The 17230-nt window shown below is 52.8% G+C and carries 15 protein-coding genes and 1 tRNA gene; 10 read left to right on the top strand and 6 right to left on the bottom strand.

The features are described from left to right. Nucleotides 1-638: 638 nt before the first annotated feature. From efeU to phoH, 4 genes are all read left to right on the top strand, one after another. Complete coding sequence (efeU, locus tag IAE30_RS20350; protein ID WP_200680841.1) at nt 639-1472, top strand: iron uptake transporter permease EfeU; 834 nt, start codon at nt 639-641, stop codon at nt 1470-1472. A gap of 54 nt (nt 1473-1526) precedes the next feature. Beyond that, nucleotides 1527-2645 carry an iron uptake system protein EfeO gene (gene efeO / locus IAE30_RS20345; protein WP_200537917.1) on the top strand — a complete coding sequence of 373 codons (1119 nt, stop codon included), beginning with the start codon at nt 1527-1529 and terminating at the stop codon, nt 2643-2645. 2 nt (nt 2646-2647) lie between these two features. After that, nucleotides 2648-3928, top strand: coding sequence for an iron uptake transporter deferrochelatase/peroxidase subunit (gene efeB / locus IAE30_RS20340; RefSeq protein ID WP_200680840.1), 1281 nt, complete (start codon nt 2648-2650; stop codon nt 3926-3928). Nucleotides 3929-4502: 574 nt separating this feature from the next. Next, nucleotides 4503-5291: a phosphate starvation-inducible protein PhoH gene (gene phoH, locus IAE30_RS20335; RefSeq protein WP_034824330.1), complete on the top strand. Its 789-nt coding sequence runs from the start codon at nt 4503-4505 to the stop codon at nt 5289-5291. A 68-nt stretch (nt 5292-5359) separates the two neighbouring features. Here phoH and IAE30_RS20330 read toward each other — a convergent pair whose 3' ends face one another. Continuing rightward, entirely contained in the window at nt 5360-6238 is an 879-nt protein-coding gene (locus tag IAE30_RS20330) for a retroviral-like aspartic protease family protein (RefSeq protein WP_200680839.1), read from the bottom strand. Nucleotides 6239-6327: 89 nt separating this feature from the next. After that, nucleotides 6328-7341 (bottom strand): nitrilase family protein, encoded by a 1014-nt coding sequence (locus tag IAE30_RS20325; RefSeq protein WP_038646399.1) that lies wholly within the window; start codon nt 7339-7341, stop codon nt 6328-6330. A 95-nt stretch (nt 7342-7436) separates the two neighbouring features. On the opposite strand from IAE30_RS20325, the gene IAE30_RS20320 reads away from it, so the two are divergent. Further along, nucleotides 7437-8312, top strand: coding sequence for a LysR family transcriptional regulator (locus IAE30_RS20320; protein ID WP_200680838.1), 876 nt, complete (start codon nt 7437-7439; stop codon nt 8310-8312). 64 nt (nt 8313-8376) lie between these two features. On the opposite strand, the gene IAE30_RS20315 is transcribed toward IAE30_RS20320, so the two are convergent. Continuing rightward, nucleotides 8377-8464, bottom strand: a tRNA-Ser gene (locus tag IAE30_RS20315). A 245-nt stretch (nt 8465-8709) separates the two neighbouring features. Between IAE30_RS20315 and phoA the strand changes: the two genes are divergently transcribed. Next, entirely contained in the window at nt 8710-10116 is a 1407-nt protein-coding gene (gene phoA / locus IAE30_RS20310) for an alkaline phosphatase (RefSeq protein WP_038646403.1), read from the top strand. Between the two features lie 66 nt (nt 10117-10182). Here the strand turns inward: phoA and gap are convergent, their stop codons facing one another. From gap to IAE30_RS20295, 3 genes are all read right to left on the bottom strand, one after another. Then, complete coding sequence (gap, locus tag IAE30_RS20305) at nt 10183-11193, bottom strand: type I glyceraldehyde-3-phosphate dehydrogenase (RefSeq protein WP_200537980.1); 1011 nt, start codon at nt 11191-11193, stop codon at nt 10183-10185. 78 nt (nt 11194-11271) lie between these two features. Further along, a complete protein-coding gene (locus IAE30_RS20300) occupies nt 11272-12249 on the bottom strand; it encodes a GlxA family transcriptional regulator (RefSeq protein WP_200680837.1) in 978 nt (325 codons plus the stop codon). Between the two features lie 51 nt (nt 12250-12300). Further along, nucleotides 12301-13323: a LacI family DNA-binding transcriptional regulator gene (locus IAE30_RS20295; RefSeq protein ID WP_200680836.1), complete on the bottom strand. Its 1023-nt coding sequence runs from the start codon at nt 13321-13323 to the stop codon at nt 12301-12303. A 293-nt stretch (nt 13324-13616) separates the two neighbouring features. On the opposite strand from IAE30_RS20295, the gene IAE30_RS20290 reads away from it, so the two are divergent. From IAE30_RS20290 to IAE30_RS20275, 4 genes are read left to right on the top strand one after another with little or no spacing between them, the layout of a single operon-like run. Further along, entirely contained in the window at nt 13617-13937 is a 321-nt protein-coding gene (locus tag IAE30_RS20290; protein WP_200680835.1) for a PTS sugar transporter subunit IIB, read from the top strand. Beyond that, nucleotides 13937-15253, top strand: coding sequence for a PTS sugar transporter subunit IIC (locus IAE30_RS20285; RefSeq protein WP_200680896.1), 1317 nt, complete (start codon nt 13937-13939; stop codon nt 15251-15253). The genes IAE30_RS20290 and IAE30_RS20285 overlap by 1 nt, the downstream gene beginning before the upstream one ends. Before the next feature lie 8 nt (nt 15254-15261). Then, nucleotides 15262-15594 (top strand): PTS lactose/cellobiose transporter subunit IIA, encoded by a 333-nt coding sequence (locus tag IAE30_RS20280; RefSeq protein WP_038650038.1) that lies wholly within the window; start codon nt 15262-15264, stop codon nt 15592-15594. Nucleotides 15595-15624: 30 nt separating this feature from the next. Next, nucleotides 15625-17058 (top strand): 6-phospho-beta-glucosidase, encoded by a 1434-nt coding sequence (locus IAE30_RS20275; RefSeq protein ID WP_038646416.1) that lies wholly within the window; start codon nt 15625-15627, stop codon nt 17056-17058. Nucleotides 17059-17230: the final 172 nt, after the last annotated feature.

The following is a 17230-nucleotide window of genomic DNA, read 5'->3' as shown; positions in this document are numbered from 1 at the left end:
TTCAACGCTCAATTCAAAGCGATGACATAGCTCAGCGTCCAATAAAGGCCATTCCGAGGAGCGAAGCGTCCGCACTTTGAACTGCCGACTGTTAAACGGCGGTTTTTAGTATCGAATCATCAAGGCTTAAACCCTCAATTCAAAGCAATGCCATAGCCAAACGTCCAATAAAGGCCATTCCGAGGAGCGAAGCGTCCGCGCCATGGACGGCGCGGCCGATCTGCAGGGATGCGTGGTTTCTTCGCGATCGGGATGGCCTTTAGTGGACAGAGCGCTGAACGTGCAGCGATACCTTTACACTGAACCTGCAGCGATACCACTGCACTAAACCTGCAGCGATACCAGTGCACTAAACCTGCAGCGATACCAGTGCACTAAACCTACAGCGATCCCCCTGCACTGAACATGAATTCATGCCCATCCACTGCAGGCTTAGCGGTGATCGACGACTTAAAACTCCACTTACCAGACGAAACGCCGCGATCCCCTTGGCATAGAATCCGTCGCCCTTCCCGCAAATGAGAAATAATTTCATTAAGTGACTTGTAATTTTACCCGCGATAATGATAATCGATATCGTTTGCAATTTACGTATTTTTACCTAAGGTTTACCCTGCTTAACAATCAAGAGGTTGGTGATGTTCGTACCGTTTCTCATTATGCTGCGTGAAGGTCTTGAAGCAGCTCTCATCGTCAGCCTGATTGCCAGCTACCTGAAACGCACCCAGCGTACACAGTGGTTCCCCGCGATGTGGGCGGGTGTCTTCATTGCCGCGGCACTCTGCTTAGGCCTTGGCATCTTCATCAATGAAACCACCGGTGAATTTCCGCAAAAACAACAAGAACTGTTTGAAGGCATCGTGGCGGTCGTCGCGGTGGTCATCCTCACGTCCATGGTGTTCTGGATGCGCAGAGTCTCGCGCAACATCAAAGCCACACTGGAACGCTCGGTGGATCAGGCATTGCAAAAACAGGGCGGCGGTGGCTTCCCGCTGGTTCTCATGGTCTTTCTGGCCGTTGCTCGTGAGGGGCTGGAATCGGTATTCTTCCTGCTCGCCGCTTTCACCCAGGATGTCGGCTACGCGCCGCCGATTGGTGCAGTACTCGGCCTGTTAACGGCGATTGTATTGGGCATGCTGCTCTACTACGGCGGCATCCGCCTCAACCTGGCGAGCTTCTTCCGCTGGACCAGCTTATTCATTCTCTTTGTTGCCGCAGGCCTCGCGGCAGGTGCGATCCGTGCTTTCCACGAAGCAGGGCTCTGGAACCACTTCCAGGACATTGCTTTCGATCTTAGCAACACGCTCTCCACCCACTCGGTGGTCGGTACGCTGCTGGAAGGCATTCTCGGTTATCAGGAAACGCCAAGCGTCAGTGAAGTGGCTGCCTGGCTTATCTACCTGATTCCGGCGCTGCTGCTGTTCTTCTTCCCGGCACGCCCAACGGCCAGTGCTGCACGCACCACACGCTGAAATTAAATCAGGCGCGATTGCGCGCCTGTTCTTCCATGTAACAGGGATATCACTATGACGATTCGCTTCCGCCGTAAGGCGCTGTTGGTTTCAATGCTGGCTCTCTCAGGCGCTGCATCTGCTGCATCCATCCCGCAAGTCACGGTTACCGTCACTGACAAACAGTGTGAGCCGATGTCACTCAATGTGCAGGCGGGTAAAACCCAGTTCATCATCAAAAACAACAGCCAGAAAGCGCTGGAGTGGGAAATCCTGAAAGGGGTGATGGTGGTAGAAGAGCGTGAAAACATCGCGCCGGGTTTTAGCCAGAAATTGACCGCGAACCTCGAAGCAGGCGAATATGACATGACCTGTGGCTTGCTGACCAACCCGAAAGGCAAACTGGTGGTATCGGGTGAGTCGAAAACCGCTGCCAAAGGCAAAACTGACATCATGCAGCTGGCTGGCCCAATCACGGACTACAAAACCTACGTGATGAGCGAAGTCAAAGAGCTGGTGGCGGGCACTCAGGCCTTCACCGATGCAGTAAAAGCGGGCGATCTGGAAAAAGCCAAAGCGCTGTACGCACCGACCCGTGCACACTACGAGCGTATCGAGCCGATTGCTGAACTGTTCTCCGATCTGGACAGCAGCATCGATGCCCGTGAAGATGACTTCGAGAAGAAAGCCGACGATCCGAAATTCACCGGTTTCCACCGTATCGAAAAAATCCTCTGGGCCGACAAAACCACCAAAGGTGCTGAAGAGTTTGCCACTAAGCTGAATCAGGACGTGCTGGATCTGCAGACCCGCATCAGAGAACTGGCATTCCCACCGGCGAAAGTTGTTGGCGGCGCAGCAGGCCTGATCGAAGAAGTGGCAGCCAGCAAAATCTCGGGTGAAGAAGATCGTTACAGCCGTACCGACCTGTCTGACTTCCAGGCCAATATCGACGGTGCACAGAAAATCGTTGATCTGCTGCGCCCACAACTGCAAAAAGCTAACCCGCAGCTGCTGGCGAAAGTCGATGCCAACTTCAAGAAAGTGGACAGCATCCTCAGTAAATACCGCACCAAAGACGGTTTCGAATCTTACGAGAAACTCACTACCGCTGACCGCAATGCGCTGAAAGGGCCGATCACCACTCTGGCGGAAGATCTCTCCCTGCTGCGCGGTACTTTAGGTCTCGACTAATCATGAGCCATAAAAATGACGCGGCGCAGCCGTCGCGTCGTCGTTTATTGCAGGGATTAGGCATGTTGGGCGGCGCGGCCGCCCTGAGTGGCGGCTGTCCGTTCCATACGGCAGCCGCGGCTGACAGCTTCTCTCCCGGCACGGTTGCACCCGATGCGCGCCAGCAGGCGCAACCCTTCTATGGCCCGCATCAGGCTGGCATTATCACCCCGCAGCAGGCTTCCATGATGCTGGTGGCTTTTGACGTCTTAGCCAGTGACAAAAGTGACCTCGAACGTTTGTTCCGTCTGCTCACAGAGCGCTTCGCTTTCCTGACCAAAGGAGGCGCTGCGCCAGTTGTCACCAACCCGCAGCTGCCGCCAATGGATTCCGGCATTCTTGGCGCTGATATCGCACCCGATAATCTCACCATGACGCTGTCCGTGGGCACCTCGTTGTTTGATGAGCGCTTTGGTTTAAGTGCACACAAACCGACGCAACTGCAAAGCATGACGCGCTTCCCCAATGATTCGCTGGATGCCGATCAGTGTCACGGCGATCTACTGCTGCAAATCTGCGCCAATACGCAAGACACGGTGATTCACGCACTGCGCGACATCATTAAGTACACGCCCGATCTGCTGGCCGTGCGCTGGCGGCGTGATGGTTTTATTGCCGATCATGCCGCACGCAGCCATGGCAAGGAAACGCCGATCAATCTGCTGGGCTTCAAAGATGGCACCGCCAACCCTGATACGCATAACCCTGCGCTCATGGATCAATTGCTATGGGTGACGGCGAATCAGCAGGAACCTGCCTGGACGCAGGGCGGGAGTTATCAGGCGGTGCGTATCATTCGTTTCCACGTTGAAATGTGGGATCGCACTCCGCTGGGTGAACAGCAAACCATATTCGGTCGTGAGAAACTTTCCGGTGCGCCGCTGGGCATGAAAGAAGAACATGACGTGCCGGATTACAGTAAAGATCCGGATGGTGATGTCATCGCGCTGGATGCGCATATCCGTCTCGCCAACCCACGCACGCCGGAAACCGACAGCAGTTTAATGCTGCGCCGGGGCTACAGTTACTCCTCAGGGATTACCGGTTCGGGGCAGTTGGATATGGGACTCTTGTTCGTTTGCTATCAGCATGATTTAGCTAAAGGCTTTATCACGGTGCAAAAACGTCTCAATGGCGAAGCGCTGGAAGAATATATTCGTCCGATTGGCGGCGGATACTTTTTCGTTTTGCCGGGCGTCCCTGACGAAAAACATTACCTTGGCCAGTCTTTACTGCAGGCCTGATTAATAAACGCACCGCGCCAGCGCAGCGATAAGGTTGCGCTGGCGCTTTTTTCACCGACCGTAAACTTTCCCCTGGTCGCATCCACTTCCGAATGTTCCGAAAAAGTTCGTCGCGCGTCAAATAATCCATCTCACTGAAAAAGCGAGATAATTTAATTTAAGACGAAAATTCTCATGCTTCGCTTATCTCTTTTTCTTTGTCGTGACGTAAAAATACTGTTGCAAAGCATGGTTAATATGATGCACTTTACTCATAAGCGTTGTCAGTTGTGTGGCTAAGTCCACTGGAGTTCGCGCATGACCCGGTCCTTCTATGGACAGTTAAATACACTTCAGCTAGCGCAGTACACTGCGGGGGATTTCTTCCCTCCAAAGTATCCTCTTCACTTTTCAATTATCGTTCCCGAACTATCGCCATTTCTTTACCGGTGCGCATCAGCGCTTCGTCGTTGTTGCACACTACTCTCAATAGCCAGACCCGGCTTACAAGGAAGCCAAACAAACCTCTAAAGCGTTCAAGTCATCGCCGCGGGTGATCCGCCGCGATAAATGAAACCAACTGTAAGGTGCCACTATGGGAAGACAGAAAGCAGTGATCAAAGCGCGTCGTGAAGCAAGAAGAGTCGTTCGTAGTGATTCTCGCAGTCACCGTCAGCGCGAAGAAGAATCGGTCACTTCGCTGGTGCAGATGGGTGGGTTGGACTCAATTGGCATGGCGCGTGATTCACGCGATCGTGGTCCGATTGAAGCCAGAAATGAAGCTCAAGCGCACTATCTTAATGCCATAGAAACGAAACAGCTGATATTCGCCACCGGTGAAGCCGGTTGCGGTAAAACCTGGATTAGCGCAGCCAAAGCGGCTGAGGCCCTGATCAATAAGGATATCGAAAGGATTATTGTGACGCGCCCGGTTCTGCAGGCGGATGAAGACCTCGGTTTCCTTCCTGGGGATATTTCCGAGAAGTTCGCCCCGTATTTCCGACCGGTATACGACGTTCTGGTTAAACGTCTCGGCGCTTCCTTTATGCAGTACTGCCTGAGGCCTGAAATTGCCAAGGTAGAGATTGCGCCCTTCGCATATATGCGCGGACGTACGTTTGAGAATGCGGTAGTGATCCTTGATGAGGCACAAAACGTCACTGCGGCACAGATGAAGATGTTCCTGACACGCTTAGGCGAGAACGTGACGGTTATCGTCAACGGTGATATCACCCAGTGTGACTTGCCGTCCCACGTCAAGTCCGGTCTGGCCGATGCGCTGGCGCGTTTCGAAGAAGACGAGATGATTGGTGTGGTGCGTTTCGACAAAAACGACTGCGTCCGTTCGGCACTTTGCCAGCGCACGCTGCTGGCTTACGGTTAACGATTAAGAAGTTGATTGAGAGTGTAGCGAAGCAAAACCCGGCGCAAGCCGGGTTTTTTTATGGCTGCTCAGCCAGGTTCATTGGCGCGTATCAATAACTGCTGATGAGGGAAATCGATCAGGATGTAATGATGTCGCAAGAAATTCTCTCCCAATAAACCATCCGCTACCATTTGTGAATCAATATCCTCCACCAGGATCGCCGCGATATTTATTTTCCCGGATGTGGCCTGTTTGATATTGATTTGCGTCGCCTGACAACCTTCATCATCCATTTCCGCTATGACTTCTTTGCAAGGAAATACGTTATCTGTTCTATTTAAACGTTTACTCCATAACATTGAGAGTGTTGCACCGGTATCCAGCAGCATATTAAAACTCTCATTATTTTTCATAACCTCAATGATTATGCCTTCATCTGTGATCGTTAAAGGCAGCGTTAACCATTGCTGGCGGTCGATAGTGAAATCGTCCAGCCGATTCGCCACGGTGAACAGGCGATGCGGGTAATCAATCATCAGGACCTTTTGCCGGAAAAGCCCCAATCCGATGACCATACTTTCCGGTCTTTTGCCGTCAGGCTGCAGCGTCAGCCCCCATGGGCTCAGGGAAACACCTTCAACGTTCTCAAAGCTCATGCCATTAACCGAGACATGGTGAAACATGAATTTATCATTCAGGAACACCTCGCCGGTCAGATCGGTGGTGCGCACTTTATCCTTTAACGGCTTTAGCCACGGCACCTGTCGTATAAACGCCGGATCAAAATGGAAAGCAAATGCAGAGCCGGTATCCAGCATAAACTCGCCCTCCTGGCCGTTAATATTCAGCGTGACAATCGGTAATGCACTTTCATCTAATTTAAAGGGGATTTTAATGACTGCTTCAGCTAATGATGTGAACGTCAGTATGAAGATAAAAACCCCATAATGCATGAATCCTTTCATTTGTTTTTTCCTAAGTTGGTATTTACCTCAACCAAATATCTTCAGCGTCGGTATAAATAAAACGCGAAAGGTTTACGCCTCGTGTGGCTTTATGTTTTATCCAAAGATGTTTTATGCGCCATTTTGTGATCGAACACAGGAACATCTTCGGAAAATCGTGCGGTGCGTGCATCCCGCTCATAACCTTGTGGTTCACAGAGCAGGTGATAAAGTTCTGGCCGTCTGCCGTGGATCCAGCGGCGCCCGGTAGACATCGCCAGTAACGAAAGGTCCAGATCGGCGCTCACCAGCGTATCTCTGAATGAAGTGGTTTCGTTGACGATGCGACCATAGGGATCAATTACCATCGCATTGCCGGTACGAATCTCACCGTTATCCAGTCCTACGCCATTACTGAACAGGATGAACAGTCCATTATCGTGTGCACGTGAGGGCAGCCAGCGCATCAACCAGCCTCGCCCGCTGTCACCCATTAATGCGGCTTCCAGCGCTTCAGGGGCTTGCTGTCGGTTTTCCCAAAGGCTTACAGGGATGGGTTTCATGCCGAAGGGGCTGCGCGAGTGCGTGCCGCCCGTTTGATGTGGCGCAATCAAAATATCGGCACCCAGCAGGGCGGTGACGCGAACGTTATCGGTGAGGTTATTGTCCCAGCAGATAAGAATCGCTATTCGCACACCCCACGGCGTATCAAACACTGTAAATGCATTCCCCTGGGAAATGGATGGATGCTCGAAAGCGTGGATCTTACGATGTACATGGCGTTGACCATCAGGCATGCAAACCGCGTAAGCATTGTAGAGCTGGCCGTTTTGATGCTTTTCAATATAGCCCGCCCCGATCGCCATCTGATAGCGCTCTGCCAGCGCCGCTATCCGTGCCAGTGACGGGCTGTCATCGCTGCGCTCGGCGAGGGCTGCCACTTCATCATGCGATAGCTGAGGCACATGCCAGTAACCCGTGATACACATCTCAGGAAAAGCCAAAACCTGAGTATCTGTCTGAGCGGCCTGATCAATAAACTGTTCCATCAGCGCTAAGTTGTACTGCTTGTCTCCGGCGCGATGACAAAACTGTACGGTGGCAACACGAAGCTGTTTGTTCATGGTGGTTTCTCTCGTAGGGGGATGGCGTGCTATTTCACCAGAGAGAAATCCACCGTGTATAATCACAACTTCGCTCACTTCGATAACCGAATGGAATGGATATTAAACTGCTCCGTGCCTTCGTTACGTTGGCTAAAACCCATGCTTATCACACTGCTGCTGAACAGTTGTGCGTGACGCAACCCGCGCTAACGAAACAAATCCAAACGCTTGAGCACCTTGCGGGTGTCACGCTTTTCCAGCGCGGGCGGCATGGCGCCCGCCTCACTGTGGCGGGAGAGCAGTTTTTGTCCGGTGCGCGGGATATCGTGGAGCGTCATGCGCAGTTTTGTGCCTGGATAGCGGAACGGCAGCAGGGCCAGACGGGAACGTTGACCATTGGATTTGGTATCTCGTCCTTTCGCATGGCACCTGAAAGGGTAGCGGCGTTCCGCACTGCGTATCCTGGCGTGCAGGTGTTATTAAACGACATGCCTTCTGCGGTGCAATGCCAGCAACTGATGGAAGGGCGACTGCAGATTGGATTTGTGCGCTTGCCGGTAACCGAACCGTTGCAAAGTCTTGTGCTGGATGAGGAGCGCTTAGTGCTGGCGATCGCGGCAGACCAGCCTTCCGATCTGGCGGAAGCGAAGGTGTTTATTGAAACTCACCAACTGCTCCAGCTCTCACCCGATCGCGGCAATGGCTTAACGGCTCAGGCGCAGCGCTATCTGTGCGGGCAAGGTTTTCCGCCTTGTAGGGTTGCAGCCGCCGATGATATCCAGACATTGCTGGCACGAGTGGCGGCAGGGGATGGTGTCGCGTTATTGCCGGCGAGTGTGAAACACATCCTTCCTGCTGGCGTCAGGCTATTGCCGCTGGAGGGTGAACATACGCATTGGCAAACAGGTTTGGCCTGGAACGCACAGATCAAAGACCCACTCAGAGACAAGTTCCTGGCGATGGTAATCGGGGATGGCCAGGTAAGTTAATGATGTGGCTGATCTGAAGACAAAAAAAAGCCTGAACTTTCGTTCAGGCTCTTCTTCAAAATGATGGCGGTGAGAGGGGGATTCGAACCCCCGATACGTTGCCGTATACACACTTTCCAGGCGTGCTCCTTCAGCCACTCGGACATCTCACCACATTTTTTCTGCCAACCGCACTGGGTCAACGGGGCGCTACTATAGGGAGTTACCTGAAAACGGTCAAGCCCTATTTTCTCCTTTTGTTCTATCCGCTTAAGCTCTGTGCAGCTTGCTGCATCTCTCGCCGAACTGCGTGTTCTGTCATCAAATTATTCCTTCTCTGCCACAAAAGTGTCACCAGACTGTCGCAGACTTGTCTGCGGAAACATTTGGTTATATTTACTGATAAGGATGCTTATAAATGAAACACATACCTCTTTTCACGGTTTCTCTGCTGGCTTCACTCATCGCAACGTCAGCAGTGGCAGATTCAACAACGTATAGCCGCGCCGCCACCGGTGATATCACCGAACACGGTGGCGCGCGCCGCCTCAGCAGCGACCAGACGGAAGCGCTGAAAGCCTCACTCATCAATACCACGGCCAAAAACGTCATCTTGTTGATCGGCGATGGCATGGGCGACTCGGAAATCACCGCCGCACGAAATCAGGCGATGGGCGCAGGTGGTTTTTTCCCAGGCATTGATGCGCTGCCGTTAACCGGCCAGTACACCCACTACTCGTTAGACAAGAAAACCCACAAACCGAACTACGTGACAGATTCCGCTGCCTCCGCTACCGCCTGGGCAACGGGCACCAAATCTTATAACGGTGCCATCGGCGTAGACGTCAATGGCAAGGATCAGGTCACCATTCTGGAGTTGGCGAAAGCTGCCGGCAAAGCCACTGGCAACGTCTCAACCGCAGAATTGCAGGATGCCACGCCCGCGGCTTTGATGGCGCATGTCACGTCGCGTAAATGTTATGGCCCGGAGAAAACCAGCGAACTCTGTCCAACCAATGCGCTGGAGCAGGGCGGTAAAGGGTCGATCAGCGAGCAGATGCTGAAGACTCGTCCAGACGTCACGCTCGGCGGCGGGGCGAAATCGTTCACGGAAAGCGCCAAAGCCGGTGAGTATCAGGGAAAAACACTGCGCGAGCAGGCTCAGGCGCTGGGCTTCCAGCTGGTCGATAACCTGGATGGCATGAATGCCATCCAACAGGCCGACCAAAGCAAACCGGTACTGGGTCTGTTCTCCGACGGCAATATGCCGGTTCGTTGGCAAGGGCCAAAAGCCAGCTATCACGGCAACATTGATAAACCCGTAGTGACCTGCGAAGTGAATAAAGATCGCCCGGCATCAACACCGACACTGGCGCAGATGACCAAAAAGGCAATTGATTTGCTGAGCACCAATGAGAAAGGTTTCTTCCTGCAGGTGGAAGGCGCGTCGATTGATAAACAGGATCACGCAGCAAACCCATGTGGTCAGATTGGTGAAACCGTGGATCTGGATGAGGCCGTGCAGCAGGCGCTGGCCTTTGCACGCGAGCATGGCGATACCCTGGTGGTGGTAACCGCAGATCATGCGCACAGCAGCCAGATTATTGAAAATGGCAGCAAAGCGCCGGGCCTGACGCAGGCGGTGAACACCAAAGATGGTGCGGTCATGACCATCAGCTACGGTAACTCTGAAGAGGATTCTCAGGGGCATACCGGCACACAGCTGCGTATCGCGGCCTATGGTCCTTATGCGGCTAACGTGGTGGGCCTGACCGATCAGACGGACTTGTTCTTTACGCTGAAGGATGCAATGGGCATTAAGTAACCGCGCCCGTCAGCAACGACAATCCCCGCATCAGCGGGGATTTTTTTAGCTGAGGAGGAAGGTGAATTACAATCCGCGCTGTGCCATCAAACGCGCGAGATCCACCAGACGGTTCGAGAAGCCCCACTCGTTATCGTACCAGGCAAGAATTTTCACCAGGTTGCCGCCAATCACCAGCGTGGAAAGGCCGTCGATGATGGAAGAACGAGGATCGCCCTGATAATCACTGGAAACCAGTGGTTCATCGCTGTACCCCAAAATCCCTTTCAGCGGACCTTCTGCTGCTGCGGCTTTAAAGGCATCATTGACCTCCTCGGCGGTGACATCACGTTTAAGCGTCACGGTTAAATCGACAATTGACACCACCGGCACCGGTACGCGCAGTGAATAGCCCGTCAAACGTCCATCCAACTCGGGGATAACACGCCCCAACGCTTTAGCCGCACCGCTGGAGTAAGGCACGATTGACAGCGCCGCCGCGCGCGCGCCGCGCAGATCTTTCTCCGGCTGATCGTGCAGCACCTGGCTATTGGTATAAGCATGAGTGGTGTTCATCAGACCATGCTCAATACCGAAGGCCTGATGGAGAACCTGTGCAGCCGGGGCTAAGCCGTTGGTGGTGCAGCTGCCGTTGCTCACGACGAAATGCTGTTGAGGGTCGTAGCGCTGATCGTTCACGCCCAACACTATCGTCAAATCATCGTTTTTACCCGGCGCGGAGATAATGACGCGTTTCGCGCCACCGCTGGTGATATGCACCGCTGCTTTGTCACGTTCAGTGAAGAATCCGGTGGCTTCGATAACAATATCGACACCCACATCGCTCCAGCGAATATTGGCGGGATCTCGTTCGCTGAACACGCGTACTGGCTTACCATCAATGCGCAGTTCACCTTCACCCGCTTCCACTTCTGCAGGCAGTCGGCCCAGCAGAGAGTCGTGTTTCAGCAGATGCGCCAGGGTTTTACTGTCGGTGAGATCGTTAATCGCCACAATCTCAATATCATCACTGCCCAGTGCGGCGCGGAATACGTTACGTCCGATACGGCCAAAACCGTTAATGCCTACCTTGATCATTATTGACTCCTTATCCGAAGTGGTTGCAGTCAATGTAGGACGATGTGGGATTGGCGTAAACGACAAAAAAGGATCACTTTACGCCATTTTACGGCAGTGAAAGCGTTGGCGATATTCACCGGGCGTGAGATGCAACTGGCGCTCAAAACTGCGGCGCAAATTGATGCTGCTGCCAAATCCGGTGTCGAGGGCGATGCGTTCCAGCGTCGCGCGGCTCTGCTCCAACAATTCGCGTGCGGCAGCCAGTCGCGCCTCTGCGACATAGCGCGCCGGTGACGCACCGGTTTCACGGGTGAATACGCGGGTGAAATTGCGTGGGCTCATCGCGACACGTTCGGCCAGCTTCTCAACCGACAGATCTTCCGCCAGGTTGGCGCGTATCCAGCTTTGCAGATCGTGGATCGGGCCGGTGCTGGTTTGTTGTAGCTGGTAGCGGCTGAACTGCATCTGTCCGCCGGGGCGGCGCAAATACATCACCATATCCTGAGCGATATCGCGTGCCACGCTGAAACCGAAATCCTCCTCAACCAGCGCCAGCGTGAGATCAAAGCCGGAACTCACGCCACCGGACGTCCAGATTGGGCCATCCTGGATGTACAGCGGGCCTCCTTCCACCTGGACGCGGGGAAAGCGGGTTTGCAGCGTTTCCAGCAGACGCCAGTGTGACGTGGCACGGCGTCCATCCAGCAAACCCGCTTCAGCGAGCAGCATCGCGCCACCACAAATTGACACCACACGCCGGGCCTGCGGAGCCGCCAGCCTGATGAAATCCACCACCATGTTGCCCTCTTCGACGCTGTCACCGCGTCCGGTAATCATGATGGTATCCCAGGCGGTGCGGGGATCTACTTCGGCCAGCTTCAGGTCAGCCAGCAGGTTGAGGCCCGACTGACCGTGAATCACCTGATGCGACTGCGTGGTGGCGATACTGACACGATAACGTGGCTGATCGACGCCAACGGGCAGGTGTAGGTTGGCGTGCATCAGGATGTCGGCAATACCGGCGGCTTCAAACAGCATGCCGCCATCGGGGACGATAACGAGAAAGTTTTTCATGGCGCAAAATGCTCATCGTGGCAAAATAAGCCAGATTATCGCACGGCGGCGTTATTTTTGCTGGTAATACGGTCCCTGGGTGATCGAATTACGCAGCACCAGTCTGCCCGGCATAAGCGGCTGCGCCGTCACGCTTTCACCATCCAGCATTTTAGACAGTTGCGTTAACGCACTCGACACCATCTCAGCAACGGGAACATGCACCGTGGTTAACGCGGGCAGAAGATAGGGCGCAACCGGGATGTCATCAAAACCCAGTAATGAGACGTCCTGAGGGAGGCGCAAACCCGCATTGTGCAACGCGCAGGCGGCACCAATCGCCATATCATCATTGCTGGCAACAATCGCAGAAAACCTGACTTTACGCCGTAACAGCGCTTCCACCGCCAGTTGCCCACTGGCGCTGGTCCAGCAGCCATCCAGCATCAGGTTTTCATCGTATTCAATGCCATTTTCCATCAACGAGGCAATATACCCTTTCAGACGGCTTAATCCGGTGTGGGAACTGCCCATCCCTTTGATAAAAGCGATCTCGCGATGGCCCTGAGCAATCAAATGATTCACAGCGTTGAGCGTGTCATTTTCGTGGTCGGCACACACCGAATATTGTGGATGCTGCTTCAAACGGCGGTTTAAAACGATTAACGGCTTACTCATGCTGGGAATAAGCGCATCAATGTCCTCCACGCTTAAATAGCGCGGATAGATGATCACGGCATCGCAATAGCTATCGATTAAAAAGTTTATGGCTTCACGCTCTTGCTGAGCATTGTGTTTACCATCGCCCAGCACCAGTTGTGAGCCGAGTTTTTCCGTCATGGTCGCGGCCTGGAATAACAGCTCGGTGAAAAAAGGACCATTGTAAAGCGTGTTGGGCACCATCAGACCAATACTGTGCGAACGGTTGGTCGCAAGACTTCGTGCCAGCAGATTAGGACGGTAATCCATCTCATCTATGGCCAGCATCACCCGATCCCGCACCGTTTTAGACACATAAGCATGGCCAGCCAGCACCCGTGACACCGTGGCTTTTGACACTCCTGCGCGTTTTGCGACATCAAGCATTGTCGTCATTTATCTTCCTTCTCAGCGTTCTCGCGCATTGTAGCGCAAAAGCTCAATCTGAAAACCGCAGAGTGAGGCTCTTCTAACCGATAACGTTTTTTCTCATTATCATCCGATTTCATCACATATTTAAAAGGCTAACATAAAAATAATATGAAACCGGTCTCAGATTAATAATATTTTCACTCTTTAAATAAGGTTTAACGGTTTGAGTTATGGATCACAAAAAGAACAAATTGAATCTGTAACCGGTTGCAGAAACGGTTCTCGACGCGTAATTATTTAAAAAAACGGAGGGTATCATGATGAAAATTCTATTGTGTTGTTCCGCAGGTATGTCAACCAGCATGGTAGTACAAAGAATGCAGAAAGCCGCTACGCAACTGGGTTTAGAAGCCAAAATTGATGCCGTTGGCATGGAAGAGTTCAATGAAAAAATCGCGGAGTATGACTGTTGTCTGTTAGGCCCGCAGATCAAATATAAGCTGGCAGATTTCGAACGTCAGGCGCAGGAATATCACAAACCGGTCACCGTCATTAACACCATGGATTACGGGATGTTAAATGGCGAAAAAATCCTGAAGTCGGCGCTCGCCCTGATTGATGCCAATAAGGGGGCATGATGAGCACACTGGCTGATTCTTTATTTGGCGTGATTGAGAACCGCATCAGTCCGATTGCAGCACGACTCTCCTCGCAACGGCATGTGGTGGCCATCAAGGACGGGTTTATTGCCTCGATGCCGTTCCTGATTGTCGGTTCATTTATGCTGCTGTTCTCACATCCTCCTTTCAGTCAGGACAGCCAGTGGGGCTTTGCCCAGTGGTGGCTGGGCATGGTGAAGCAGTACAACGACCAGCTGATGATGCCCTACAACATGACGATGGGCATCATGGCAGTGTTTATTACTGGCGCAATTGCCTACAACCTGGCGCAAAGCTACAAACTGAATGGCCTGATGGCGGCGCTGCTGTCGCTGATGACCTTTTTGGTGGTGGCTGCACCGGAAAAGAACGGTGCATTGTCCGTCGCCTCGCTGGGCGGGGAAGGGATATTCACCGCCATCCTGATCAGTCTGTACTGCACGGAAGTGATGCACTGGCTGGTGAAATACAACATTGGCTTCAAACTGCCAGAACAGGTGCCACCGAAGATTCGTCAGTCGTTTGACCTGCTGATCCCCATTATGGTGATTTTCCTGACGCTTTATCCGCTGAACCTGTTTATGGAGAGCCACTTTGGCTTACTCATTCCTCAGGCCATTATGTCGGTGTTTGCGCCAATCATCTCCGCAGCCGATTCACTGCCCGCCGTGCTTATCGCCGTCTTGCTCTGTCATCTGCTGTGGTTTGCCGGTATTCACGGTGCGGCGATTGTCGGTGGGATTTTACAGGCATTCTGGCTGAGTAATCTGGGGCTGAACCAGGAAGCGCTAAATGCCGGCCAGGATATTCCTAAGATCTTTATCGAGCCGTTCTGGCAATTCTTCATCACCGTGGGCGGTTCGGGCGCCACCATGGGCCTGGTGATTCTCTATCTGCGCAGCCGCTCCGCGCATCTGCGCGCCATCGGCCGCCTCGGCTTTGTACCCGGTATGTTTAACATCAATGAGCCGATTATTTTCGGTTCGCCGGTGGTGATGAATCCGCTACTGTTTATTCCCTTTATCACCACGCCGTTGATCAACGCGGTTATCGCCTGGACAGCCACCCGCACCAATCTGGTTAATCATGTCATTTCACTGGCGCCATGGACCACGCCGGGACCGATTGGTGCGGCATGGTCAACCGGCTGGGACTGGCGCGCGGTAGTGCTGGTGGCCTTCCTGATTTGTTTATCAACGCTGATTTATTACCCGTTCTTCAAAATGTATGAACGCCAACTGCTTGCGCAGGAAGAAGAGATGGCGCAGGAACAACTGGCTGAGGAGATGAAGTAATGCAAGAGATGCAGGAAATGGAAAGCACGGTGATGGAGCTGATTATTCATGCCGGTGAAGCCCGTTCATCATCGATGCAGGCACTGCAAGCAGCCCGAAAACACAACTGGCAGGAAGCCGATGCGCTGCTGGCCAGTGCCCGAGATGCCGCACGCGAAGCCCACAAAATTCAAACTGCCTTAATCGGCGCCGATGAAGGCTGCGGCAAGATTCCCGTCAATCTGATTATGGTGCATGCGCAGGATCATCTGATGAACGCCATGCTGTGCCGTGATTTAGTCGAAGAGCTGATTTATCTGCATCGTCAGGTGCAGGCGTTGTCGAAAACCCACGTGCAGTAAGACGCTGTTAATCACATAAAAGGATGGATTATGTCTCAGTTACCGGCTGATTTTTTATGGGGCGGCGCCGTTGCCGCGCATCAGGTTGAAGGTGGATGGAACGAAGGAGGTAAAGGACCGAGCATCGTCGATGTGTTAACGGGCGGTGCGCATGGGGTTGAACGTGAAATTACCGATGGGATTGTCGAAGGGAAACACTATCCCAACCATCAGGCCACTGATTTTTATCATCACTACAAAGACGATATCGCGCTGTTTGCCGAAATGGGTTTTAAGTGCTTCCGTACGTCGATTGCCTGGACACGCATCTTCCCGAAAGGCGATGAGCAACAACCTAACGAAGCGGGCCTGCAGTTTTACGACGACATGTTTGATGAGCTGCTCAAATATGGCATCGAACCGGTGATCACGCTGTCGCACTTCGAGATGCCATTGCATCTGGTGAAGGAGTATGGCGGCTGGCTCAATCGTGAGTTGATCGATCTCTTTGTGCGCTATAGCGAAGTGGTGATGAAGCGTTACAAAGGCAAAGTGAAATACTGGATGACCTTTAACGAGATCAACAACCAGCGTAACTGGCGCCGCCCGCTGTTCGGTTACAGCAACTCAGGGGTGATTTTCACCGAACATGAAAAGCCGGAAGAGGTGATGTATCAGGTGCTGCATCATCAGTTTGTGGCCAGTGCCAAAGTGGTGAAGCTGGGGCATCAAATCAATCCTGAATTTAAGATCGGTTGCATGCTGGCGATGGTGCCGCTGTATCCGTGGTCATGCCATCCTGATGATGTGATGTACGCGCAAAAATCGATGCAGGAACGTTATCTGTTTGGCGATGTGCACATGCGCGGCGCCTATCCGTCGTACATCTTGAAAGAGTGGGCGTTGCGCGGTTTCCACATTGAGATGGCAGCGGAGGATGCACAAACACTGCGTGAAGGCTGCACCGATTATCTCGGCTTTAGCTATTACATGAGTAATGCCGTGGAGTATGCCAGTGCGACCCGCATGGACAGCGCACTCGAGGCTTTCCCTGGCAGCCGAAAAAATCCACACGTGCAGGCGTCAGATTGGGGATGGCAGATTGATCCAGTTGGTCTGCGCTACACGCTGAACGCGCTGTATGAGCGTTATCAGAAGCCGCTGTTTATTGTGGAAAATGGTTTTGGCGCCGTTGATCAACGTGAGGCCAACGGTGAGGTAAATGATGACTATCGTATTGCCTACCTGCGTGAACACATCGAGCAAATGAAAAAAGCTGTACTGGAAGATGGCGTGGACCTGATGGGCTTTACGCCCTGGGGCTGCCTCGATTGCGTCTCTTTTGGTACCGGCCAATACAGCAAGCGCTACGGTTTTATTTACGTGGACCGCAATGACGATCAAACCGGCGATTTTTCGCGCTCGAAGAAGAAGAGTTTTGCCTGGTATAAAAAGGTCATCGCCTCGCAAGGTGAAGCCCTTTAATTCACATTGCCCGGGCAAGAAGCCCGGGTAAAACAGATGTGTCATCTCTTCGTCAGTGAATATCCTTTCCAGCCTGCGCAGGCAGGCTGATTAAATAACATGAACCTGAGCCAGGAAAAATATCATCCATGCGGTGAGGCGTAATGCTGCCTGAAACGGCGCTGTTGACTCA

This window comes from Pantoea sp. S61, assembly GCF_016625145.1.
GTDB classification, from domain to species: Bacteria; Pseudomonadota; Gammaproteobacteria; order Enterobacterales; family Enterobacteriaceae; genus Pantoea; species Pantoea rwandensis_B.
Note: the sequence above shows the minus strand (reverse complement) of the source record. Positions and strands in the feature narration are given on the sequence as shown.

Excerpts from the sequence above, each read along its gene's own strand:
- efeU (WP_200680841.1), top strand. The coding sequence starts at position 639 with ATGTTCGTACCGTTTCTCATTATGCTGCGTGAAGGTCTTGAAGCAGCT.
- efeO (WP_200537917.1), top strand. The coding sequence starts at position 1,527 with ATGACGATTCGCTTCCGCCGTAAGGCGCTGTTGGTTTCAATGCTGGCT.
- efeB (WP_200680840.1), top strand. The coding sequence starts at position 2,648 with ATGAGCCATAAAAATGACGCGGCGCAGCCGTCGCGTCGTCGTTTATTG.
- phoH (WP_034824330.1), top strand. The coding sequence starts at position 4,503 with ATGGGAAGACAGAAAGCAGTGATCAAAGCGCGTCGTGAAGCAAGAAGA.
- IAE30_RS20330 (WP_200680839.1), bottom strand. The coding sequence starts at position 6,238 with ATGAAAGGATTCATGCATTATGGGGTTTTTATCTTCATACTGACGTTC.
- IAE30_RS20325 (WP_038646399.1), bottom strand. The coding sequence starts at position 7,341 with ATGAACAAACAGCTTCGTGTTGCCACCGTACAGTTTTGTCATCGCGCC.
- IAE30_RS20320 (WP_200680838.1), top strand. The coding sequence starts at position 7,437 with ATGGATATTAAACTGCTCCGTGCCTTCGTTACGTTGGCTAAAACCCAT.
- phoA (WP_038646403.1), top strand. The coding sequence starts at position 8,710 with ATGAAACACATACCTCTTTTCACGGTTTCTCTGCTGGCTTCACTCATC.
- gap (WP_200537980.1), bottom strand. The coding sequence starts at position 11,193 with ATGATCAAGGTAGGCATTAACGGTTTTGGCCGTATCGGACGTAACGTA.
- IAE30_RS20300 (WP_200680837.1), bottom strand. The coding sequence starts at position 12,249 with ATGAAAAACTTTCTCGTTATCGTCCCCGATGGCGGCATGCTGTTTGAA.
- IAE30_RS20295 (WP_200680836.1), bottom strand. The coding sequence starts at position 13,323 with ATGACGACAATGCTTGATGTCGCAAAACGCGCAGGAGTGTCAAAAGCC.
- IAE30_RS20290 (WP_200680835.1), top strand. The coding sequence starts at position 13,617 with ATGATGAAAATTCTATTGTGTTGTTCCGCAGGTATGTCAACCAGCATG.
- IAE30_RS20285 (WP_200680896.1), top strand. The coding sequence starts at position 13,937 with ATGAGCACACTGGCTGATTCTTTATTTGGCGTGATTGAGAACCGCATC.
- IAE30_RS20280 (WP_038650038.1), top strand. The coding sequence starts at position 15,262 with ATGCAGGAAATGGAAAGCACGGTGATGGAGCTGATTATTCATGCCGGT.
- IAE30_RS20275 (WP_038646416.1), top strand. The coding sequence starts at position 15,625 with ATGTCTCAGTTACCGGCTGATTTTTTATGGGGCGGCGCCGTTGCCGCG.